The following is a 21,168-nucleotide window of genomic DNA, read 5'->3' as shown; positions in this document are numbered from 1 at the left end:
AGGCAGCACAACAGGACACGACTGGTCCGCGCCATGCCCTACGGCACCACCTCGACCGCCACGGTCACCGTCTGGTTCCGGGCCCGGTTCGTCGCGTTCGTGTTGGGGTACGGCGGGTCCACGTCGCCCGCACTCGCCACGTCCACCGCGCTCAGCGGGATCCCGCTGCCCGACGAGATCACCTGCGCCGCCGCGAGCGCCCGGGCCAGGCTTACCTCGGCGTTGCCGGCGTAGCGGCTGCCCGGCACCGGGGCCGTATCGCTGGTGTGGCCTACGACCGTCACCTCGACGTCGGCCAGGCCACCAAGCCGGTCGCCGAGGCCGCCCAGCAGATCGGCCCCACTCCCCGAGGTCTGAGCGCCACCGGCCAGGAACACCGGGTCGCGAAACGTCACGACCACCGACCGCGGGTCGAGCGTCGTGGTCCATCGGGGATCCCCCAGCGCGTCCCGCACGTCCCGGAGGGCCGCTCGGTCCCCGGACGTCGCGCCGTTCGCCGCCGGCTGGTCCGACGGCGCCTCGTCCGATGGCGCCAGCACGCGGAGCTCACCCATCTCGTGCCGTAGCCGGGTGAGCTCCTGGGCGACCGCTGGGTCGGCGCGCTCGTCCGCCGTCGGACCCGGAGCCCAGGCCCACCCGGCGACCGCGCCCCCGCCGACGAGCAGCAGGCACGCCGCCGCGGCGCCGACCACCAGGCCCCCGCCGGAACGCTTTCCGGCCCAGGTCTCGCGGATCCGGCGGCGCCCGTCGCGCGCCCCGGCGTGTTCGGGATCCAGGTGCTCGACGCGAGCCCAGCACGCATCGGCCTCGGCGAGGTCGCCGCGCTGGGCGTGCACGCGGGCCAGCAGGTCGAGCACCTCCACGGTGTCGCTATCCCTGCCGTCCAGCGTGTCGAGCAGGCGCCGCGCGGTGTCGTAGCGGCCGGCGCGTGCGTGCAGCGCGGCCTCTGCGACGGCGGCCCGGACGGTCGCCACCTCCCCGGCCCGGGCCTCGGCCTGGGCGACCGCGCTCACTGCGCACCACCGTTGCCGAGCAGGCCCTCGCCGAGCAGCGAGGGTGCCGCGGTGTTCCCGCCGGTCTGCCCCAGGAACCGGCCGAGCCTGTTGTTGACACCGGTGAGCCGGTTCAGGTCACCACCGGCGACCGCCGAGCGCCCCTCGGCGAGGAGGCGCTGCACCTCCCTGCGCGGATCGTCGTCCAGCGCACCCTCCAGCCCGGCGAACCGGATCAGCGGCAGCTGCCCGCTGTCCTCGAACACCCGGATGGCGATGGACCGCACCTCGGCCGTGCGGCGCTCGATCACCGTCCGGTTGCCGTCGGCGATGGCCTCGTCGAGCTCGGCCTCGGCGCGGCGCAGGTCGTTCCCGTAGCGGCTGCCGCCCGCGTCCTGGACGGCCTCGCGCGCGACTCCCTGTGCTTCCCGCCCCTCCTCGATGACCCGTGGCAGCTCCAGCAGCTCGTCCACCTCGTCGAGCGCGGACTCCGCCTCCAGGAGCCGCCCCTGGCAGGTGGCGATCGCGTCCTGGTCCGCCTCGGACTGCCGCAGCAGCCGGTCGATCTCGTCCATGACCTCGTCCGAGTCGATCCGGTCCAGGCGGGCCAGCGCCTCCGTGGCCTTGATCCGCTCGGCCTGGCCGCGCAGATCCTGGTACCTGCCGTCGAGGGCGGCCCTGGACGCACGCAGGTCGGCGAGGCCGGGCAGCAGGGACCGCCCGAGGTCGACGTCGATCGCGAACTCGGCGTCGAGGAAGGGTACGAAGGCCTCGGCCCTGATCCCGCCGCTGGCGTCGACCCGCACGACCACCTCGACCTCCGTGTCCACCGGCAGGTCGCGGGCGACGTCGTCCGAGCGCACGTCGAGCCGCCCCACCACCGTGTTGCGGTCGGCCCGCACGTGCTCGCCCTGCAGGATCGGGATCCGCACCAGGCCGACGCCGCTCGCCTTGCTCACGGCCTGCGTCGTCCGCAGCCCGCGGATCGCTCCCTTGCTCGGCAGCTCGGTGTTGCGCTGGACCAGCAGCGCCACCGTGTTGTCCACCAGGCCGACGCCGAGGGAGTGGCTCATGGTCGGCGCACCACCCATTCCGCCACTCTTGCGCTGGTAGGTCAGGCCGCCCTGGTCCGTCGCCAGCTCCGTGCCCGCCGGGTCGTACACGACCACGGTGAACGAGTGGGTGGCGAACTCCTCGGCCCGGAGCCGCACGGAGAACGACCCGTCCGGGCGGAGCGCCACGGCTCCGGTGCTCCAGGGCGGGAGCGACGTCGTGTTGCGTACCTCCACGGTGCTGCCGGTCCAGTCGGCGACGCCGTCCGCCTGGACCTGGCCGCCGAGCAACGGGTCAGGATCGAGGCCTGCCGCCGCGTACTCGAGGTTGAGCCGCGCGCGGCCCGGAGGGAGCGGTGCGTCCCTCCGCACCACCTCGGGGATGCGCTGGGTACCGGCGAAGATCGCCGCGCCGCGGGCCACCACGGTCATCGGGTCCAGGCCGTGGTCGAGCGGGATGCCCAGACCGTCGACCGGGTCGGCCAGCAGCTCGCGCACCAGCGCGAGCTGTGACGAGCCGCCGACCAGGAGGACCCGTTCGAAGGCTTCGGGCCGGATCCCGCTCTCGACCAGCGACTGGCGGCACAGCCGGATCGAGCTCGCGACGAGAGGCCGAGCGATGCGGCCAAGGTCTTCGCGCGTCAGCACGCAGCTGAGGTCGACCTCGCGGCCGGCCTCGACCTTGATGATCTCGTCGATCTCCACGGTGTCCTGCTGGGACAGCTCGACCTTCGCCGTCTCGGCCACCGCCTTGAGCTGCGCGAGCACGCCACGGTGCCGGGTGGGGTCGGTCGTGATGCCGCTGAGGCCGTGGTCCTGCTGCAGCCGGGGCAGCAGGACGTCCTCGACGATCGCCCAGTCGATCCGCTTGCCGCCCAGCGAGTTGTCGCCCGCGTGGTTGACCACCCTGAACTCGCCGTCCTCGATCTTCACCACCGCGGCGTCGAAGGTGCCCCCGCCGAAGTCGTAGACGAGCCAGAACCCCTTCTCGGGCACTTCGGCATCCGCCGTATAGGCCCAGACCGCTGCGGCAGGCTCCTGCAGCAGCGGCGCCGCCCGGAGCCCGGCAAGCTCCGCGGCCCTGCTCGTGGCAGCCGTCTGGTCCGCGGTGAACGCGGCAGGGACCGTGATCACCGCCGTCTCGACCGGTTCACCCGTGCGCCGCTGCACGTCGCCGCGCAGAGACTTCAGCACCTCCGCCGACATCTCCTCCGGCGACATCGTGCGGCCCGACGCCTCGAAGAGCTTGTCCTGGTCACGCCGGCCCATCCGGAGCTTGAACTCCGCGCACGCGTTGTCCGGTTCGGCCACCACACGGGCGCCGGCCTTCCGGCCGACGAGCACGTTCCCCGAGCGGCTCACATACACGGCCGACGGCGTGAACTCCAGGTTCTGGGTGTTCCGGACCATCTCGGCACTCGCGCCCGTCGCCAGGGCTGCGGCGCTGTTCGTCGTGCCCAGGTCGATCCCGATGTGGATGGTGTCGCGCATCGTCATGTCGTCATGTCTCCTTCGTCTCCGGTACCGCCACGATCACTTCGCCCATCTGGATGACCCGCCCCGCACGGCGCACCGACGGCCGGATGGTCTCGACCACGGTCTCCTCGACGACGTCCGGGTCGTCCTGGTAGGCCAGCACGTGCAGGTCCATGCCCACGTCGAACCGCAGACCGTCGTGCCCCTCCACCTCGATCCCGGCATCGGCGAGACGGTCCGCGGCGGCCCCGAGGTGGCGGTTCACCCACCGCACGGCACGTGGTGGGTCCTCCTCGGCTCCCGGGCCGTCCACCCGGTTGCGGGCCCGCCAGATCTCGGTCACGAGACCCGCCATCACGTCGTCGGGCAGGTCGTCCGGCACCAGGGGCGCCGGTGGCGCAGGCGCCGTCGGGCCGGGCGCGGCGACCGGCAGCGTCGCCGCGTGCGCCGGGCCTGCCACCGTGTCCGGCCCGACGGCGGGCGGCAGGATCCGGAACTCTGCCGGGAACCGGCGCTGCCGGGTCCAGGCCAACAGGCTCGAGGCGCCCTCCCGGCGCCGTGGTGGGGCGTTCACCCATCCACTCCTCTCGGGTTCGTTCGTGCTCCGGTACGTGCAGCCCTGCGCAGTCCAGGGATGGCGCGGCAGCCACGCTGTGTCCCGAGCCACCTCCCGGTGGCCACGTCAGGCCTCGACGATGCTCACCAGGAGGCCTGCGGCCATGAGCCCGCCGAAGACGGCCCCCACGATGAGGAAGACCAACGGGGCACCGGTCAGGCCGAGGAGCCACCACGACACCGCGCCGCCGATCAGGAACGCGACGAGAAAGGCCAGGCAGCCGACCTCGCCGCCCTGGGAGACAGTCGCCGGCCGACCGGGCACGGCGCCCGCCGCCCCGCGCCGCGCGGGCGGGGGCCGAAGCGCGCCACGACCGACGAGCGCAGCCAGCTCCTCGAGGTCGGCGACGTTCTTGTCCACGAGCTCCGTCACCGACCGGGCCGACGCGAGCGTGCGAGCCCTGCGGAGCAGGGCGAGGGCCGGCGCCGTCGGCGGTGCGCCCGACGCGCCGTCCAAGTGCTCGTTGACGTACCCGACCACACGGTTGTTGACGACGTGCGCCACCTCGTCCTGGCAGGCAGCGGTGAGGTCGTCGTCGGCTCCGAGCACCGTCGTGATGGTCCTCAGCGCCGCCGCCGTGCCGTCGAGCAGGTCCCGGGCCGTCGAGAGCCCGACGGCGGGGTCCGCGCTCCGCGCCGTCTCGCACGCTGCCCTGACTCGGCCGGCGGAGGGTTCGACGGCCGCACGGGTGACCTCACGCACGACCCTCGGATCGAACCCGGCCCGGCGGAGCGCCTCCAGGTGCGGGTCCGCCTGCGCCCCTGTGGTGGCACCGGCGGCCCGCACCGCCAGCCCGACGGACACCCCGATGACATGCTCGGGCAACCGCTCACGCAGGGCCCGGAGCACGGCCACGGACAGGCGCGGGTCGTCGATCTCGGCCGCGCGGCGGCGTACCCACTCCCAGGTCTCCTCCGCGGTGAACGCCTGCGCAAGGAGACGCAGGCCCGACCTCCAGTCGTCCCAGGTGCCCGCGTCGGCCACCTTGCCGTCAAGGGCCGTCGCCTCCAGCGCCCTGCAGTGCGCGAAGACCGCGTGCTCGGGCCAGCTCGCCTGGCCCGGCCGGAGCCAGAACAGCTCGTGCACGAGCCGGGCCAGCGGATCGCGGAGCACCTCGAACGCGGTACGCAGCGCGTCCGCGTCGTCCGAGGGCGGCAGCGGCACGTCGGCGTCGGGCACCGGTGTCACGTAGTACGGGTTCTGGCTCTCCTCCCGGTGCCTGCGCACCTGGCGGGGCGAGACCGCGGTGGGCAGCCCCGTGACCCGGAACGCGTTGTTCCGGTAGAGGCCGTGCCCGTCGAGGGGGCGAAGCACCCGGTCGAGGTCCCGGGCGACGTCGGCAGTGCTGCTCATCGGCCGCCTCCTCCCGGTGCTGTGCCGGCCCGGCCACCGACCCGCCAGGGGGCCAGCTCCCGGCCCAGCTCGGCCGCGTCGGCGGGCCGGCTCGGCAGGTCCGGCGCGAGGGCACGCAGGACCACCCGCGCCAGCTCGTGGCCGACGTCCCGGTTGAGGTCCCGCGGTGAGATCGGCGGCTGCCGGTGCTGGGCGCCGAACACCGTGAGCGGCACGTCCTCGTACGGCAGCAGGTCCGTCAGCAGGAGGTACGCGACCGTCCCTACGGCGTACACGTCGCCGGCCGGGGAGGCACCCTGGCCGTACCGCAGAGCCTCCGGCGCCATGAACGCGAGGGTGCCCTCCGAGCTGGTCAGGCCCGTCTCCGCATCGGCACGCCGGGCCAGCCCGAAGTCCCCGACCCGCACCCGGAGCCTGCCCTGGTCGAACCCGACGAGGATGTTCGGGTGGCCGATCTTCGAGAGCAGCACCGCCTCACCGAGCATCCGTCGCGTCTGCGCCAGCGTGCCGACGCGTTTCAGGACCTTCATAGCCTGGCGGCCCAGGAACTGGTGCCGCACCCGGTACACCTCGGAGCAGGCACCCTGGCCGAGGTAGCGCTCGACCTCGTACGTGTCGCCGATCCGGCGGCCCTCGGTGAGCAAGCGCACTGATTGGTCCTCCCTTCCGCGACTGTGTCGACGGAAGGCTGGCACGCGCGGTGCGGGACCCCTCCCGGCCCACCGCGGCAGATCAGCCGATCGGGTGCTTCGACTCGACGCGGCCCACCCCGTCGGGCACTCCCGCCAGCGCGGCGCTCGCCTCGGACCAGCTCGTGTCGTCCGGGTACAGGGCGCTGCGCAGGTACGCCGTCGAGAGGCGCTGGACCAGCGCGACCCGCTCAGGGCTCTCGTCGGTCGTCTCCGTGACGCCGTACCCGGTGATCCCGCCGAGCGAGTGCTCCGCCCCGAACAGGGTGAGGAGGCTCTTGCTGCCCGGGCTCAGCGCGTAGGGGTCGGTGAACCAGTCCGGACCCCGCGTCGACAGCATCGACCGGTCCTCGTCCCCTGCGACCACGAGGGCAGGCGTGGCCATGGCGGCGAAGCCCGGGCTCATGAACGAGAAGTTCTCGGCCGCGAACGGCGTGAGCTCGTCCCCGCCAGTACCCGGCGTGGCGAGCAGGACGCCTGCCTTGATCCGCGGGTCGGTCAGGTCCTCGCCCGCCTGGCCGTCGGCGTCGAGCACCCGCGCGCCGAGCAGCATGCTCGCCGTCTGGCCGCCCCAGGAGTGCCCGGCCACGGCGATCCGGTCCCGGTCGAGGCGTCCGGCCAGGCCGGGTACGGCGGCTTGGACGAGGTCGAGCTGGTCGAGGACGCGCTGCAGGTCATCGACGCGGCTGCGCCAGATCGCCGGGTACCGGGGGTCCTCCGGCGAGAGGTTCAGCGTCCGCGAGTCCAGGTGCGTCGGCTGGACGACGACGAAACCCTGCGCGGCCCAGTAGTCGGCCAGCGGCGCGTAGCCGTCCATCGACGCCCCGAAGCCGTGCGAGAAGACGATGACCGGCAGCTCGTTGCCTGCGGTCGGCGCGGAGACCCGTACCCGCAGGTCGTCGCCGCGGTCCGGGGCCGCCAGCACCACCGGCCGCACGGACCCGACCTGGATGGCGACGGGGGCGGCGGGCCGCGTGACGGTCGTCGTAGCTGATTCGCTCATGGAATGCTTCCTTCCAGCCGGACCACCCGTCGCAGCGGGCGGCCCGTCATGACAGAATGGGTAAACGGAACCTTGCTCCGCTCAACATACGGAGCGGTGTTCCGGTTGTCAACGGCACCCAGCGGGAAGGATCGTGGTGGAGGACAAGAACCAGGACGACGCCGGTCAGCGGGCAGCTCCACGCAAGCGCGCCGACGCCCGGCGCAACGAGCAGGCGCTGCTCGACGCCGCCGCCGCCGTCTTCGTCCGCTCGGGTGTCCAGGCCCCCGTGCGCGACATCGCAGCCGAGGCCGGCGTGGGGATGGGCACCATCTACCGCCACTTCCCGAAGCGGGCCGACCTGGTGATCGCCGTCTACCGGCATCAGGTCGAGGCCTGCGCCGAGGCGGGTCCGGCCCTGCTGGCGTCCGCCTCCTCGCCGCACGCCGCGCTTCGCCGGTGGGTCCAGCTCTTCGTCGACTTCCTGGTGACCAAGCACGGGCTCGCCGGCGCGATGCGGTACGACGACGCCGGCTTCGCCGACCTGCACGGCTACTTCCTCGACCGGCTGCTACCCGTCTGCGCCGAGCTGCTCGACGCCGCGGTGGAGGCCGGGGAGATCGAGGCCGACCTCAGCGCCCTCAACCTGCTGCACGGCATCGGGAACCTCTGCATCGGTGCCGACAAGGACCCGGACTACGACGCCGGACGCCTGGTCGACCTGCTCGTCGCCGGCCTGCGCCGGCCTGCCGGCCTCGCTCACTCCGCGCCGTAGAACACCCGCTCCATCACGGTGCGGGCCCGCCGGGCGAGGCGCAGGTACAGCTCCTCGAGCTCCGGCCCCGTGCCGACGTCGCCGAGGAGGCGCGCGATACCGGTCAGCGCGTGGCTGTCGTGCGGCAGCATGTCCACGCCCTGACCGCTGGTCCGGCCCGACCACAGCACGATCGCCGAGCGCAGCCGCGACGCGAGCCGCCACGCCTCCAGCAGCACCTCGGCGTCGTCGTCGGACAGGAGGCCCGCCTCCCGTGCCGCCTTCAAGGCGGCGACGGTGCCGGTGGTCCGCAGACCCGGTACCTCGAACGCGTGCTGCAGCTGCAGGAGCTGGACGGTCCACTCGACGTCGGACACCCCGCCGCGGCCGAGCTTCAGGTGGCGCGCCGGGTCGGCGCCGCGCGGCAGCCGCTCCGACTCCACGCGGGCCTTGATGCGCCGCACCTCGCGCAGGACCGCCGCGTCCGGCCCGCCCTCCGGGTAACGCAGGGGGTCGATGAGCGCCGTGAACCGTGCGCCAAGGGACGCACCGCCCTCGGCACCAGGACCCAGGTCGAGCTCGCGGTTCAGGTCGGGTACGCCGCCGGCCGCAGCACCAGCCGCACCGCCGTCCGACAGCGAGGCCGCCACCGCGCCCTCCTCCGGGCCCCCCGCCGCGACCACGCTCAGCGTGCCGGAGAGGGCACGCGCCCGCAGGAGCGCCTGCGCCTCCCAGGGCGAGGACCAGCGGCTGTAGTACTTCACGTAGGACTCGAAGGACCGTACCAACGGCCCGGTGCGGCCCTCGGGCCGCAGATCGGCGTCCACCGGCAGGCCGGGCTCGGGCCCGACGGCGGAGAGGATGCGCCGCAGGCCCTTCGCCACGCTCAGGGCATAGTCGTTTGCCTCCTTGTCCACCGCGCCGCCCACCGCCTCGTACACGAACATGACGTCGGCGTCAGAGCCGTACCCCACCTCGTGACCGCCGAGGCGGCCCATCGCCACGATCAGCAGCCGCGCGGGCTCGTCCCCGCGGGCGACCCGCCGCTCGGCGCGGGCCTCGTACTCCGCGATGCGCAGCCCGCCGGCCAGGACGACGTCGGCGGCGTCCGAGATGGCCTTCGCGGCGGAGACAGGGCCCAGGGCGCCCAGCACCTCGGCGACGCCGGTACGAGCCAGCTCACGCCGGCGCAGCGCACGCAGCGCGATGGTGGCGCTGTCCACCTCCTGCGCCCGGCCGAGCAGGGCGTCGGCCTCCGCCGCCAGCCGCCGTACCCCCCGCGGCGCGAGCGAGTCGGACTCCGCGAGCCAGCGCACCGACTCCGGGGACCGCCCGATGGCGTCCGCGAGGTACCGCGACGAGGAGAGCACCTGGGCCAGCCGCGACGCCGCCTCGGCGGAGTCGCGCAGCAGCCGCAGGTACCAGTGCGTGGAACCCAGCGTGTCGGACAGCTTCCGGAACGCGAGCAGCCCCTCGTCCGGGTCGGCGCCCTCGGCGAACCAGCCCAGCAGCACCGGTAGCAGCTGCCGCTGGATCGCCGCGCGCCGTGAGACGCCGTCGGTCAGGGCCTGGACGTGGCGCATGGCGCCGGCCGGGTCGCGGTAGCCGATCGCGGCGAACCGGGCCATCGCGGCCCGCGGCGCGAGCGACGCCTCGCCGGTCGAGAGCAGGGCCGTCGCAGGCAGGAGCGGTCGGTAGTAGACGGCCTCGTGCAGGTCGCGCACCTCGCGGCGCACCGACCGCCAGGTCTTGACGAGGTCGTCCGCTCCACCACGGCCCAGCCCGCGCGCGATGCGCCGCAGCTCGGCCTCTGCGGTCGGCATGAGGTGGGTACGACGCAGCCGGAAGAGCTGGATCCGGTGCTCCAGCGCGCGCAGGAACCGGTAGCACTCCCCCATCCTGCGGGCGTGCTCGCGTCCGACGTAGCCCCCGCGCGACAGAGCCGCCAGCGCGTCCAGCGTGGTCCGCGAGCGGATGTCCTCGTCCGCGCGCCCGTGCACGAGCTGCAGCAGCTGCACGGTGAACTCGACGTCGCGCAGGCCGCCCTTGCCGAGCTTGACCTGCCGGTCGGCCTCGGCCACCGGCACGTTGTCCTCGACGCGCTTGCGCATCGCGCGGGCGTCCTCGACGAAGTTGGGCCGCTCGACGGCCTGCCACACCAGCGGCCCGACGGCGGCCCCGTACTCCTCCCCCAGCGCCAGGTCGCCCGCGACGGGGCGCGCCTTGAGCAGCGCCTGGAACTCCCACGTCACCGCCCACCGCTCGTAGTACGCGAGGTGGCTGGCCAGCGTCCGCACGAGCGGCCCCTGCTTGCCCTCCGGCCGCAGCGACGCGTCGACCTGCCACAGCGCCGGCTCCGCCGACGGGCCGGAGCACACCTGCGCGAGTCGTCCCGCGAGCCGCGTCGCGACCCGCAGGGCGTGGTCCTCGTCGCACGCCGGTGCGCCGTCGGACAGCCGGCCGGGCTCGGCGACGTAGATCACGTCGACGTCCGAGATGTAGTTCAGCTCCTGCCCACCGGTCTTGCCCATGCCCACGACGGCCAGGCGCACGCCGACGGCGTGGTCGTCCTCGTCGGCACGGGCGACGGCCAGCGCGCCCTCCAGCGCGGCGGCCGCCAGGTCCGCGAGCGCTGCGGCCACCGCGGGCAGCACCGCCGTCGGGTCGGGTGCGGTCACGTCGGTGGCGGCGATCCGCAGCAGCCGCGCCCGGTACGCGCGGCGCAGCCGGTCGGTGTACGACGGCGGATCGCTCTCGGTCGCCCCCGCCCGGCCGGCCGGCACCTGGGTACCCGCGACCGGCTCGTCGGCCTCCGGGTCCGCGTCGACGGCCCGCAGCAGCTCGGCGCGGACCGCCTCGGCGGGCACGCCGGTACCGGGGGTGCGGTCACAGATCAGGTCGAGCAGCGCGGGATGGCGAACCAGCTCGTCGCCGAGCGCGGAGGACGAGCCCAGCACGCGCAGCAGCCGGTCGCGCGCGGACGGGCGGGGCGGGTCGTCGTCGCCGCGGGGCTCGACGGGCTCGCCCTCCGTGACGGCGAGGACCGGGCGCAGCCGGTCCGGGGCGGCCGCCGCGAGCCGGACGAGCTGCAGCAGCGCGAGGTCGGGATCGGCGACCGCGGTGAGCGACCGCAGCAGCGCTGCGTCGGCGGGGTCGAGGGCGACCGTGCCGCGGTGCGGTCCGGACGCGCGGTCCGCTTCTCTTGCGCCGTTCGGCCTGGCATCCAGGACCGTCGTCAGGTCCGGGTCGCGCCACAGCGTGGCCGACCGGGTGAGGTCGGCGAAACCGGCCCGGATCAGGTGGGTCGTCAGGGTCTCGGGTCGGCGGCTCTGCACCCCCTGACCCTACGACGCGGGCCGGAGGTGCAGCACCCCTGCAGCGGGAATCAGAGCTGCAGGAACCGCTTGATCTCGAACGGCGTCACCTGCGCGCTGTACGCCTCCCACTCCTCGCGCTTGTTGCGCAGGAAGTAGTCGAAGACGTGCTCGCCGAGGGTCTCGGCCACGAGCTCGGACCGCTCCATGAGCTGGATGGCCTCGTCGAGGTCGCGCGGCAGGGGCGCGATGCCAAGGGCCCGCCGCTCGGCGGCGGTGAGCTCCCAGACGTCGTCCTCGGTGTGGTCCAGGAGGTCGTAGCCCTCCTCGATGCCCTTGAGGCCGGCGGCCAGGAGCACGGCGAACGCGAGATAGGGGTTCGCCGCCGAGTCCAGCGCGCGGTACTCGATGCGCGCCGAGTTGCCCTTGCCCGGCTTGTACATCGGCACCCGGACGAGCGCGGACCGGTTGTTGTGGCCCCAGCTCACGTAGCTCGGGGCCTCCTGCCCGCCCCAGAGCCGCTTGTAGCTGTTGACGTACTGGTTGGTGACCGCCGTGATCTCGCCGGCGTGCATCATGAGGCCCGCGATGAACTGCCGTGCCGTCTTGGACAGCTCGAACTGGGCACCCGGCTCGTGGAACGCGTTGCGGTCGTCCTCGAACAGGGAGACGTGGGTGTGCATGCCGGACCCGGGCTGGTCGGCGAGGGGCTTGGGCATGAAGGACGCGAACACGCCCTGCTCCAGCGCCACCTCCTTGACGACCGTGCGGAACGTCATGAGGTTGTCCGCGGTGGTCAGCGCGTCGGCGTACCGCAAGTCGATCTCGTTCTGCCCAGGACCGGCCTCGTGGTGGGAGAACTCGACCGAGATGCCCATGGACTCGAGCATCGTGATCGCGGCGCGGCGGAAGTCGTGCGTCGACCCCCGCGCCAGGTGGTCGAAGTACCCGCCCTGGTCGACCGGCTCGAGCTTCGAGTCGGTCTTCGTCAGCTGGTTGAAGAGGTAGAACTCGACCTCGGGGTGCGTGTAGAAGGTGAACCCGCGGTCGCTCGCCTTGGCGAGGGTGCGCTTGAGCACGTTGCGCGAGTCGGCGAGCGACGGCTCCCCGTCCGGCGTCAGGATGTCGCAGAACATGCGGCCCGTACCGTGGCGCTCGCCGCGCCAGGGCAGCACCTGGAAGGTGGTCGGGTCCGGCTTGGCGACCATGTCCGCCTCGAAGACCCGGGTGAGGCCCTCGATGGCGCTGCCGTCGAAGCCGATGCCCTCGCTGAACGCCGACTCGAGCTCGGCGGGTGCCACGGCTACCGACTTGAGCACGCCGAGCACGTCGGTGAACCAGAGCCGGATGAAGCGGATGTCGCGCTCCTCGACCGTGCGGAGCACGAACTCCTGCTGCCTGTCCATGGGGCCATCTTGCACTAAACCTGTTACAGGCGCGTGTACCGGGTGTGGCGGACCGGTCGTAGGCTTTCCAGCGGCACCGAGGCCGCCCGAACCACAGGAGAACCATGTCCGCCCACACGTCCCCCGTTCAGGGGCCCAAGAGGGTCCGCGTGCATCACCTGGCGGAGGCCAAGGCCCGCGGTGAGAAGCTCGCGATGCTCACCGCGTACGACGCCGTGACGGCCGCGATCTTCGACGCGGCAGGCATGGACGTCCTGCTCGTCGGCGACTCGATCGGGAACGTCATGCACGGCCACGCGACCACGATCCCCGTGACCGTCGACGACATGATCCCCGCCGCCCGTGCCGTCGCGAGGGCGACGAAGCGCGCCTTCGTGGTCATCGACCTGCCGTTCGGCTCCTACGAGGCAGGGCCGCAGCAGGCACTGGAGACGGCGGTGCGGATCTTCAAGGAGACGGGCGCCGACGCCGTCAAGCTCGAGGGCGGCGTCCGCTCCGCACCGCAGATCCGTGCGCTGACGGACGCCGGCATCCCCGTCGTCGCGCACCTCGGGTACACGCCCCAGTCGGAGAACCTGCTGGGCGGACCGCGCGTCCAGGGCCGCGGCGACGCCGCGGTGGAGGGCCTGGCCGCCGACGCCCGGGCGGTCGAGGACGCCGGCGCCGTAGCGGTCGTCCTGGAGATGGTGCCCGTCGACGTCGCCGCGCGGATCACCGAGGCCGCGCGGATCCCGACCATCGGCATCGGCGCCGGACCGCACTGCGACGGCCAGGTCCTGGTGTGGACGGACATGGCGGGCATGACCGCCTGGTCGCCGCGCTTCGCCCGGCGCTACGCCGAGCTCGGCGCGGCGCTGCAGCAGGCCGCGCAGGACTACGTCGCCGAGGTCAAGGACTCGTCGTTCCCGGACGAGGAGCACTCGTTCGACAAGTAGCCCGCCCACCTACTTGCTGCGCCACTCCTCGTCGTCCTGGTCCCACGACTCGTTGCGCGAGCTCGCGCTCTCGAGGGCCTGCTGCGCCTCGGCGCGCGTGCCGTACGGACCCATGAGGTGCGTCCAGGAGGAGCGGCGCCCCACCTCGACCTCACCCGTCTCGGTGTTGTACCAGTACTGCTCTTCGGTGCCCATGAGACGATCCTGGCATGAGTGACCTGGCATTTGGCATCGACATCGGAGGTTCGGGGATCAAGGGTGCGCCCGTCGACCTCACGGTGGGCGGGTACGCGGAGAAGCGGACCCGCATCCCGACCCCCGTCCCGTCCACCCCGCAGGCCGTGGCCGACGTGCTCACGGCGCTCGTCAACAGCTACGACCTGCCCGACGACGTGCCCATCGGCGTCGCCTTCCCCGCACCGATGCACCGCGGCGTGGTTCGCTCGATGGCCAACCTCGACCAGTCCTGGACCGGCGTGGACCTGCCGGCGCTCGTGCAGCGCACGAGCGGCCGCCATGTCGTCGCGGTGAACGACGCCGACGCCGCGGGTGTGGGCGAGGTGCGCTACGGAGCCGCCCGCGACACCGCCGGCGTGGTGCTGGTCGCGACCCTGGGCACGGGGATCGGCTCGGCGCTGGTGGTCGACGGGGTACTGGTGCCGAACACGGAGCTGGGGCACCTCGAGATCGACGGGTACGACGCCGAGTCCCGGGCCGCCGACTCCGCGCGCGAGCGGGAGGACCTGTCCTGGGACGAGTGGGCCGAGCGTCTGCAGCGCTACTTCGGCGTGGTCGAGGACCTGCTGTCCCCCGACCTCATCGTCGTGGGTGGTGGTGTGAGCAAGCACCACGAGAAGTACCTGCCGCACCTGCACCTGCGCGCGCCGATCATTCCCGCCCAGCTGCGCAACGCAGCAGGCATCGTCGGCGCCGCGGCCCTGGCCGCAGGTCGCTGACCAGCCGCACCCGGTCCTCGGGCCGGGTGCGGTCCCGACGGGACCGGGTCAGGCCTCCCGCGCGACGGCGGGTCGCGCCTGCTGGGTGAAGAGAGCGTCGACCCCGAGCATCTCGATGACGCTCCGGACCACCGGCGGCGGTTCCGGAAGGCTGACGGTCAGCCCGTCCTGCGTCCCGTAGGTGTACATCTGCATGAGGAAAGCAACGCCGGTCGAGTCCATGAACGTCACCCTCGAGGTGTCGATCACGACGGCCTTGGCCCTCTCCAGGGCGTTGGCTATCGCAGCACTCGACTCACCGCGCAGGGAGACGTCGATCTCTCCCCACATGCTCACGACACTCGTCCGGGACTGTTCTTCGAACATGATCCCGCCCGTGCGCCCCCTGCTGTCGAATTCGGTGGTGCTCACTTGCATCGCCCCTGTTCATTACTCCCCGACATGGCCGCCGGAACGGGTCGCCCGCCCCCCGGGCAACTCTGGGAGATTGCAACGCCTTCGTCGCGATCACAGGAAGCCTACATCCGTGAAGATCGCAAGTGGAACAGCCTCTGAGTCTTACATTTCACCCTCAGGACTGGTATAAGCCGTAGTTTCCCTGGTCAAACTGGACCATTGCTCCCGGTCAGACCGGACAAAAGGCGTCCGACTTGGACAATCGTTCAAGAAAAAGATTCACGAGATTCAATTCTCGGACGATCGATTCGGGCCATCGGGGCCCTCTGCGACCCCCGGATTGCGTACGGTCGGTGCGCTTTCCTTCTCCCATGCGTCGAGCTGCATAGTGAGGGCCTTCGCAAGCTCGAACACCTGCTGGGGAGGAATGCGCACCCGGGACACCACACGGCCCGGAACCGTTATCGACGTAACCTCTCCCGACTCCGGGTCGGAGACCGGGCTCGGCGGCTGCTTCACGGCGATGAAGTCGAGGATGAACGACGTCGGCGTGTGCCATACGGAGGCGAAGTCGGCCGGTACGCCCGTCTCCATCTCGTCGGGTACGTCGATCTGGAACTCCTGGGGCAGCTCGTCGGACGACACTAGGGGCTCCTCGATTGGCCGGGCGGTTCCCCGACCGTACCGTGGGGCAGGTTGGTGCGACAGCGGAAACGGACTCCGGGGACATATGTACCCGAGCAGCCCGCCCGCCACCGAAAAAGTGCCGCCTCGCACGCCTGCCCAGCACTAGACTCGCGCGTCCGTTCCGACGAGCGTCCCGGACGAGCTCGTCCCCGCAGACTCCTCATCTCCGCAGACTCCTGGAGGGTCCCCCATGCCTGCCGACGTGCCCGAGCTCACCCACGAGCGGGAGTTCCTCGCCGAGGCCCGGTACCAGCTCGGCCGGATGCGGGACCGGGTGGCGGCGCTCGACGGCCGCTACGCCGGCGACCCGGTCAGCGCGGACGTCCTGGAGGCCGCGCTCGCGCGGCGGATGGAACAGCTGACCGACGACCCCGAGATCCCGCTCTTCTTCGGCCGGATCGACGTCGAGGAGAGCGCCGAGACCTTTCACATCGGGCGACGCCACGTCTCGGACCCGGACGGCGAGCCGATGGTCGTGGACTGGCGCGCACCGGTGAGCACCCCGTTCTACCGGGCCACGCCGAAAGAGCCGATGGGGATCACGGCCCGGCGTCGCTACGGCTTCGCCCGCGGCCACCTGACCGGGTTCGAGGACGAGCCCCTGACCGGCGCGGACCTGACCACCGACGGAGCGGACGCCGCCGCGCACTCGGAGATCCTCGAGTCCGAGATCGAGCGCCCGCGCACCGGGCCGATGCGCGACATCGTCGCGACGATCCAGCCGGAGCAGGACGTGATCGTCCGCATGCCGCTCGAACGCACCCTGGTGGTGCAGGGTGCGCCCGGCACGGGCAAGACGGCGGTCGGGCTGCACCGCGCGGCCTACCTCTTGTACGCGCACCGCGAGCAGCTCACGCGCCGCGGCGTGCTCGTCGTCGGACCGAACAAGAGCTTCCTGCGGTACATCCGTGACGTGCTGCCCGCCCTCGGCGAGATCCAGGCCACGCAGGCGACCATCGAGGAGCTGGTCAGCAGCCACGCCCCGGTGCGCGGCACCGAGCCCGCCGACGTCGCGACCCTCAAGGGCGACGCACGGATGGCGGCCGTGCTGCGGCGCGCCGTCTGGTCGCACATCGCCACCCCGCAGGACACGCTGGTCCTGCCGCGCGGCTCCTTCCGCTGGCGGGTCCCCGCGTACGAGGCGCGCGAGGCGATCGAGCAGATCAGGTCACGGGACGTGCGCTACGCCCTCGGCGGGGCCCAGCTGCGGCACGCGCTCGCGCACCGGGTGCTCGTCCAGATCGAGGAGACCGGCGACGCGCTCGACGACCGGGCGTGGGACGTACTGGCCCGGACCAAGCCCGTCCGGGACTACGCGGCCGCGGTATGGCCGGTGGTCGACCCACGCAAGCTCCTTCTCCGGCTCCTCACCGACCCGGAGCTCCTCGCCGGGTGCGCCGAGGGAATCCTGTCCGAGGCCGAACAGCGCCTCCTCGCCTGGGACCACCCGCCCCGCACCGCCGGCTCCGCGCGGTGGACGACGGCGGACGTCGTGCTGCTCGACGAGCTGGCCGACCTGCTGGACCGGACGGAGTCGCTGGCGCACATCGTCGTCGACGAGGCGCAGGACCTGTCCGCGATGATGCTGCGTGCCCTCGGGCGCCGCGCCGCGACGGGCTCGCTCACCGTCCTCGGCGACCTCGCGCAGGCCACCACGCCCTGGGCGTCGAGCGACTGGTCGGACGTCCTCGGCCACCTGGCCAAGCCCGACGGGCACGTGGAGCAGCTCACCGCGGGGTTCCGGGTGCCCGCCGACGTCATCGAGCTCGCCGCCCGCCTCCTCCCCAGCATCGCACCCGGCCTGGAGCCGCCGACCGCGGTCCGGCGCGCTCGCGGCCGCCTCACGATCACCACCGCGCCGCTCGGCGACGTGCTCGTGGGCGTGGCCGGCCTCGAGGGTTCCGTCGGCCTGATCGTGCCCGACGCCGCCGTGCCGCACGTCCGCGGTGCGCTCGCCGCCGCAGACCTCACCTTCGCGGTGGTCGGCGAGCAGGACGACGAGCGCCCCGGCCCGGACAGCGACCCGGACGACGCCTCCGAGTTCGACGCACACCTGGACCTGGTGCCTGCCTCGCTGGCGAAGGGCCTCGAGTTCGACCACGTCGTGCTGCACGACCCCGCGGGGATCGTGGCAGCAGAGCCCAGCCACGCCACCGGCCTGCGCCGCCTCTACGTCTGCCTGACCCGCGCGGTGACGTCCCTCGTCGTCCGGCACGAGGACGACCTGCCGCCGGAGCTGGGGCCGGCCGCCTCCGCCTGAGGACCCGGATCGCGCGGCCACCGACGGAGGGCGTGCCGCTCCGGCGAGGCTCAGTCCTCGACCGGTTCCCCGGTCGGGTCGTCGGCAGCCGGTGCGTCCAGCTCGAGCCCACCGACCGGTCCGGCGGACCACGCCACGAGCCGCCAGCCGCCGACGGGGTCGCCGTCGATCTCCACCAGACCGGTGTTGGCCAGCGCGGTCCGCTCGACGTGATCGACGTCCACGCCCGCCACGCGCGCCGACACCCAGGCACGGATGGCGGCGCCGTGGGAGACCACGACGACGCTGTCCCAGCCGCGCGCGGCGATCGCCGCGACGGCGCCGTCGTACCGGCCGAGAAAAGCGCGGCCGTCCGGCCCTCCGGGCATGACCCTGCCGACCTCGCCGCGCGCCCAGGCGAAGACGGTGCCGAGGTAGCGCAGGTGCGACTCATGGTCGCCGGCCATCTCGAGCTCCCCCGCCTCCACCTCCTGCAGACCGTCGACCATCAGCGGTTCGATGCCCCGCGCTCGGGCGAGAGGCGCGGCCGTGCGCGCCGTCCGCACCAGCGGGGAGACGGCTATGGCGTCCACCTGGCGGTCCCGGAGCGCTTCGGGGACCGCGGCGGCCTGACGATCACCGAGCGTGGTCAGCCCAGGACCGGGGTGTGCCGTGTCGAGCAGGCCTTCCACGTTCGCGGGTGTCTGTCCGTGGCGCAGGAGCAGAAGTCTCATGGGGAGCATTCTCTCCGACCGGTCGACGTCGTCTCGCACACCGCCCCGGACAGGGGGTTTCGGCCGCCGTGGCCGTTCCGTTACCCTTGGGCTCGCCGTGAGTCTGATATGCCGTTTTCGATCAGAAAGGTCCCTGCGTTCATGGATCACCAGTCCAGCCCGGCCACGTCCCAGTCCCTGCGTGGTCGTCACCGGGCAGCACGCGGCCCGGTGCGCACCCTTGTCACCCGGACGCCCTCCGCGCAGGCCGGCACGATCACCGGTCGTGGTGCCGTCATCGCCGCGGCAGGCGGCGGCGTCCTGCTCTCGCTGATCGCCCCGCCCGCTCAGGCGGCACCCGCCACGGAGGTCAGCACGGCGCTGGCAGGCAAGGCCGTCCAGGGCACGCTCAACACGGCCGATCTCAACGCCCTGACCGCCCAGGCCCGTCAGAGCATGGCCGCTACGAACGTCGTCGCCGTCAATCCCAGCGCGGAGCTGAAGGTCGAGAAGTCGGCAGTCTCTGTGATCTCGGCCGCCGAGAACGAGGAGTTCCAGGAGGAGCGTGCCGCAGAGGCCGAGGCCGAGGCACTCGAGCAACGAGGTTCGGCGGTGGTGTCCATCGCGATGCGGTACCTCGGCGTCCCGTACGTGTGGGGCGGGACGACCCCGTCCGGGTTCGACTGCTCCGGCTTCACGTCGTACGTCTACGCCCAGGTCGGCATCGACCTGCCGCGTACGTCGTCCGCGCAGCGATATGCCGGGACCCCCGTGTCCTGGGCCGAGGCACAGCCGGGCGACATGATCTGGACCCCTGGACACATCGCGATCTACGCCGGCGACGGTATGCAGATCGAGGCCCCGGTTCCCGGCAAGAGCGTGCGGTACACCAGCATCTGGCAGTCCAGCCCGACGTTCATCCGCGTCGGCTGAGACCACCGCCGGTGCGGGGCGGCGGGTCCTGACGCCGGCGTCCGTCCCGACGATGCCGGCGATGGATGCCGGACATGGATGCCAGGCATAATCGGGGTGTGTTCGAAGGCTTCACGACCGAGTGGATCGACAGCGACGATGCGTCGATCTTCGTCCGGCACGCCGGATCAGGCACGCCCGTGCTGCTCCTCCACGGTCATCCGCGAACCTCGGCGACCTGGCACCGCGTGGCCCCGCGTCTCGTCGCCGCAGGGTTCACCGTGGTGTGTCCCGACCTTCGTGGCTACGGCCGGTCACGGGGTCCCGAGCCCAGCCCCGACCATTCCGCTCACTCGAAACGAGCTGTCGCCCAAGACATGGTCGCGGTCATGAGGAGTCTTGGCCACGAGCGTTTCTGCTCGGCGGGCCATGACCGCGGAAGCCTGGTGGCGCTCCGGCTGGCTCTCGACCACCCGACGGCGGTCGAGAGGCTGGTCCTGATCGACTGCCTCCCCGTCAGCGAGCACCTCCGCCGCGCGGGCGCGGACTTCGCCACACGATGGTGGCACTGGTTCTTCTTCGCCCAGCCGGAGATCCCGGAGCGGGTGATCAATGCCGACCCCGCCTCGTGGTACGGACGGAAGGCAGACGCAGCCACCATGGGGGCCGACAATCACGCCGAGCTCATGGACGCCGTCGCGCAGCCGGAGGTGGTGCGGGCGATGCTGGAGGACTATCGCGCCGGCCTCTCCGTTGACCGCGAGCACGAGGAGGCGGACCGTACGGCGCACCGGCGCGTCACCGCACCGCTTCGCGTCCTGTGGTCGCTCCAGGACGACATCGAAGAGCTGTACGGCAACCCGCTGGACATCTGGCGCGGATGGGCGGACGAGCTGGACGGATTCGGCATCGACTCCGGCCACCACGTCGCGGAGGAAAACCCGGCTGACCTCGCACAAGCCCTGATCGGTCACTTCCGTCCCTCTCCGAGCCAGAGGAGGCCAGTGCCGGGTTTGAGATGAACGTGCGAGACTGCATCGTTTCTTACGACCGTTGCGAGGGCTATCGTGGCCGCAGCGACGGATCCCAAACCGAAGCTGCGGTACCCCGCCGACCTGTTGACCGGACGCACCAGCATGCTGCGCCGCGTCGTTCCCGCATGCATGCTCTACGCCCAGATCCGCAAGTTCTACCGGTTGCCTGACTGAGCCCGTCCGCGGGAAGCAGGCACCAGAGGAGCAGAAGAGTGACCCTCAGTACCGAAGCAACGAATTTCGGGTGGCTGCTCGACAACTTCGTGCGCACCGTCCCAGGCAGCCGGCACACGCTCGTCGTTTCAGCAGACGGCCTGCTCATGGCGATGTCCGACCAGCTCGACCGCACCAGCGGCGACCAGCTCGCGGCGATCGTCTCAGGCATGTCGAGCCTCACGCGTGGAGCCTCTCGACAGCTCAACGGCGGCAACGTCCGCCAGACGATCATCGAGATGGACAAGGGGTTCCTGTTCCTGATGAGCGTCTCGAACGGGTCCGTGCTCGGCGTTGTCGCCGAGGCTACGTGCGACATCGGCCTCGTCGGGTACGAGATGGCTCTCCTGGTGTCCCGCACCGAGGGCACGCTCACCCCGCAGCTGATCTCGGAGATGCGTGGCAGCCTCCCCGTCGATCGGCAGCGCTAGGACCTGCGTCTCGCCGAC

The 21,168-nt window shown here is 72.3% G+C and carries 20 protein-coding genes; 8 read left to right on the top strand and 12 right to left on the bottom strand.

Annotated features, from left to right (window positions below):
- Positions 1-38: 38 nt before the first annotated feature.
- From APR04_RS30880 to APR04_RS02290, 6 genes are all read right to left on the bottom strand, one after another.
- Positions 39-1,013, bottom strand: a complete 975-nt coding sequence (locus tag APR04_RS30880) for an OmpA family protein (protein WP_253867538.1) — start codon at positions 1,011-1,013, stop codon at positions 39-41.
- A complete protein-coding gene (locus tag APR04_RS02310; protein WP_253867536.1) occupies positions 1,010-3,541 on the bottom strand; it encodes an Hsp70 family protein in 2,532 nt (843 codons plus the stop codon). The genes APR04_RS30880 and APR04_RS02310 overlap by 4 nt, the downstream gene beginning before the upstream one ends.
- A gap of 4 nt (positions 3,542-3,545) precedes the next feature.
- Positions 3,546-4,094 (bottom strand): hypothetical protein, encoded by a 549-nt coding sequence (locus APR04_RS02305; RefSeq protein WP_253867534.1) that lies wholly within the window; start codon positions 4,092-4,094, stop codon positions 3,546-3,548.
- Positions 4,095-4,202: 108 nt separating this feature from the next.
- Positions 4,203-5,489: a hypothetical protein gene (locus APR04_RS02300; RefSeq protein WP_253867532.1), complete on the bottom strand. Its 1,287-nt coding sequence runs from the start codon at positions 5,487-5,489 to the stop codon at positions 4,203-4,205.
- Positions 5,486-6,139, bottom strand: a complete 654-nt coding sequence (locus APR04_RS02295; protein WP_253867530.1) for a protein kinase domain-containing protein — start codon at positions 6,137-6,139, stop codon at positions 5,486-5,488. The genes APR04_RS02300 and APR04_RS02295 overlap by 4 nt, the downstream gene beginning before the upstream one ends.
- A gap of 82 nt (positions 6,140-6,221) precedes the next feature.
- Positions 6,222-7,181, bottom strand: a complete 960-nt coding sequence (locus APR04_RS02290; RefSeq protein ID WP_253867528.1) for an alpha/beta hydrolase family protein — start codon at positions 7,179-7,181, stop codon at positions 6,222-6,224.
- 136 nt (positions 7,182-7,317) lie between these two features.
- Here APR04_RS02290 and APR04_RS02285 point away from each other — a divergent pair, with 136 nt between their 5' ends.
- On the top strand, positions 7,318-7,935 hold the full coding sequence (locus tag APR04_RS02285) for a TetR/AcrR family transcriptional regulator (RefSeq protein WP_253867525.1): 618 nt from the start codon (positions 7,318-7,320) through the stop codon (positions 7,933-7,935).
- Here APR04_RS02285 and APR04_RS02280 read toward each other — a convergent pair.
- Both APR04_RS02280 and glnA read right to left on the bottom strand, forming a co-directional pair.
- Positions 7,920-11,249 (bottom strand): bifunctional [glutamine synthetase] adenylyltransferase/[glutamine synthetase]-adenylyl-L-tyrosine phosphorylase, encoded by a 3,330-nt coding sequence (locus APR04_RS02280; RefSeq protein WP_253867523.1) that lies wholly within the window; start codon positions 11,247-11,249, stop codon positions 7,920-7,922. The genes APR04_RS02285 and APR04_RS02280 overlap by 16 nt on opposite strands.
- 50 nt (positions 11,250-11,299) lie before the next feature.
- Positions 11,300-12,634, bottom strand: a complete 1,335-nt coding sequence (gene glnA / locus APR04_RS02275) for a type I glutamate--ammonia ligase (protein WP_253867522.1) — start codon at positions 12,632-12,634, stop codon at positions 11,300-11,302.
- A 104-nt stretch (positions 12,635-12,738) separates the two neighbouring features.
- Between glnA and panB the strand changes: the two genes are divergently transcribed.
- Entirely contained in the window at positions 12,739-13,569 is an 831-nt protein-coding gene (gene panB, locus APR04_RS02270; protein ID WP_253867521.1) for a 3-methyl-2-oxobutanoate hydroxymethyltransferase, read from the top strand.
- A gap of 9 nt (positions 13,570-13,578) precedes the next feature.
- Here panB and APR04_RS02265 read toward each other — a convergent pair whose 3' ends face one another.
- Positions 13,579-13,764 carry an SPOR domain-containing protein gene (locus APR04_RS02265; protein ID WP_253867520.1) on the bottom strand — a complete coding sequence of 62 codons (186 nt, stop codon included), beginning with the start codon at positions 13,762-13,764 and terminating at the stop codon, positions 13,579-13,581.
- 14 nt (positions 13,765-13,778) lie between these two features.
- Between APR04_RS02265 and ppgK the strand changes: the two genes are divergently transcribed.
- Positions 13,779-14,525 (top strand): polyphosphate--glucose phosphotransferase, encoded by a 747-nt coding sequence (ppgK, locus tag APR04_RS02260; RefSeq protein WP_253867519.1) that lies wholly within the window; start codon positions 13,779-13,781, stop codon positions 14,523-14,525.
- Between the two features lie 48 nt (positions 14,526-14,573).
- Here ppgK and APR04_RS02255 read toward each other — a convergent pair whose 3' ends face one another.
- Both APR04_RS02255 and APR04_RS02250 read right to left on the bottom strand, forming a co-directional pair.
- On the bottom strand, positions 14,574-14,942 hold the full coding sequence (locus APR04_RS02255) for an STAS domain-containing protein (RefSeq protein WP_253867518.1): 369 nt from the start codon (positions 14,940-14,942) through the stop codon (positions 14,574-14,576).
- 267 nt (positions 14,943-15,209) lie between these two features.
- A complete protein-coding gene (locus APR04_RS02250) occupies positions 15,210-15,566 on the bottom strand; it encodes a DUF3467 domain-containing protein (protein ID WP_253867517.1) in 357 nt (118 codons plus the stop codon).
- Between the two features lie 232 nt (positions 15,567-15,798).
- Here APR04_RS02250 and APR04_RS02245 point away from each other — a divergent pair, with 232 nt between their 5' ends.
- Entirely contained in the window at positions 15,799-17,868 is a 2,070-nt protein-coding gene (locus tag APR04_RS02245) for a HelD family protein (protein ID WP_253867516.1), read from the top strand.
- Positions 17,869-17,918: 50 nt separating this feature from the next.
- Here APR04_RS02245 and APR04_RS02240 read toward each other — a convergent pair whose 3' ends face one another.
- Positions 17,919-18,581: a histidine phosphatase family protein gene (locus tag APR04_RS02240; protein ID WP_253867515.1), complete on the bottom strand. Its 663-nt coding sequence runs from the start codon at positions 18,579-18,581 to the stop codon at positions 17,919-17,921.
- A gap of 141 nt (positions 18,582-18,722) precedes the next feature.
- Here APR04_RS02240 and APR04_RS02235 point away from each other — a divergent pair, with 141 nt between their 5' ends.
- From APR04_RS02235 to APR04_RS02220, 4 genes are all read left to right on the top strand, one after another.
- A complete protein-coding gene (locus APR04_RS02235) occupies positions 18,723-19,493 on the top strand; it encodes a C40 family peptidase (RefSeq protein ID WP_253867514.1) in 771 nt (256 codons plus the stop codon).
- 65 nt (positions 19,494-19,558) lie between these two features.
- Positions 19,559-20,494: an alpha/beta fold hydrolase gene (locus APR04_RS02230; protein ID WP_308292312.1), complete on the top strand. Its 936-nt coding sequence runs from the start codon at positions 19,559-19,561 to the stop codon at positions 20,492-20,494.
- 45 nt (positions 20,495-20,539) lie between these two features.
- The gene (locus tag APR04_RS02225; protein ID WP_253867512.1) at positions 20,540-20,680 is read left to right on the top strand and encodes a hypothetical protein; all 141 of its coding nucleotides are present in this window, start codon (positions 20,540-20,542) and stop codon (positions 20,678-20,680) included.
- Positions 20,681-20,718: 38 nt separating this feature from the next.
- Complete coding sequence (locus tag APR04_RS02220; protein ID WP_253867511.1) at positions 20,719-21,150, top strand: roadblock/LC7 domain-containing protein; 432 nt, start codon at positions 20,719-20,721, stop codon at positions 21,148-21,150.
- The last annotated feature ends 18 nt before the right edge of the window (positions 21,151-21,168 follow it).

The organism is Promicromonospora umidemergens (genome assembly GCF_024171995.1).
GTDB lineage: Bacteria > Actinomycetota > Actinomycetes > Actinomycetales > Cellulomonadaceae > Promicromonospora > Promicromonospora umidemergens.
The sequence above is the reverse complement of the archived record's forward strand: the minus strand, read 5'-3'. Positions and strand labels throughout refer to the sequence as shown.

What these genes read in the sequence shown, in the direction of transcription:
- APR04_RS02310 (WP_253867536.1), bottom strand. Translation starts at nt 3,541, where the DNA reads ATGACGATGCGCGACACCATCCACATCGGGATCGACCTGGGCACGACG.
- APR04_RS02300 (WP_253867532.1), bottom strand. Translation starts at nt 5,489, where the DNA reads ATGAGCAGCACTGCCGACGTCGCCCGGGACCTCGACCGGGTGCTTCGC.
- APR04_RS02290 (WP_253867528.1), bottom strand. Translation starts at nt 7,181, where the DNA reads ATGAGCGAATCAGCTACGACGACCGTCACGCGGCCCGCCGCCCCCGTC.
- glnA (WP_253867522.1), bottom strand. Translation starts at nt 12,634, where the DNA reads ATGGACAGGCAGCAGGAGTTCGTGCTCCGCACGGTCGAGGAGCGCGAC.
- panB (WP_253867521.1), top strand. Translation starts at nt 12,739, where the DNA reads ATGTCCGCCCACACGTCCCCCGTTCAGGGGCCCAAGAGGGTCCGCGTG.
- APR04_RS02265 (WP_253867520.1), bottom strand. Translation starts at nt 13,764, where the DNA reads ATGGGCACCGAAGAGCAGTACTGGTACAACACCGAGACGGGTGAGGTC.
- ppgK (WP_253867519.1), top strand. Translation starts at nt 13,779, where the DNA reads ATGAGTGACCTGGCATTTGGCATCGACATCGGAGGTTCGGGGATCAAG.
- APR04_RS02255 (WP_253867518.1), bottom strand. Translation starts at nt 14,942, where the DNA reads ATGCAAGTGAGCACCACCGAATTCGACAGCAGGGGGCGCACGGGCGGG.
- APR04_RS02245 (WP_253867516.1), top strand. Translation starts at nt 15,799, where the DNA reads ATGCCTGCCGACGTGCCCGAGCTCACCCACGAGCGGGAGTTCCTCGCC.
- APR04_RS02240 (WP_253867515.1), bottom strand. Translation starts at nt 18,581, where the DNA reads ATGAGACTTCTGCTCCTGCGCCACGGACAGACACCCGCGAACGTGGAA.
- APR04_RS02235 (WP_253867514.1), top strand. Translation starts at nt 18,723, where the DNA reads ATGGATCACCAGTCCAGCCCGGCCACGTCCCAGTCCCTGCGTGGTCGT.
- APR04_RS02230 (WP_308292312.1), top strand. Translation starts at nt 19,559, where the DNA reads ATGCCGGACATGGATGCCAGGCATAATCGGGGTGTGTTCGAAGGCTTC.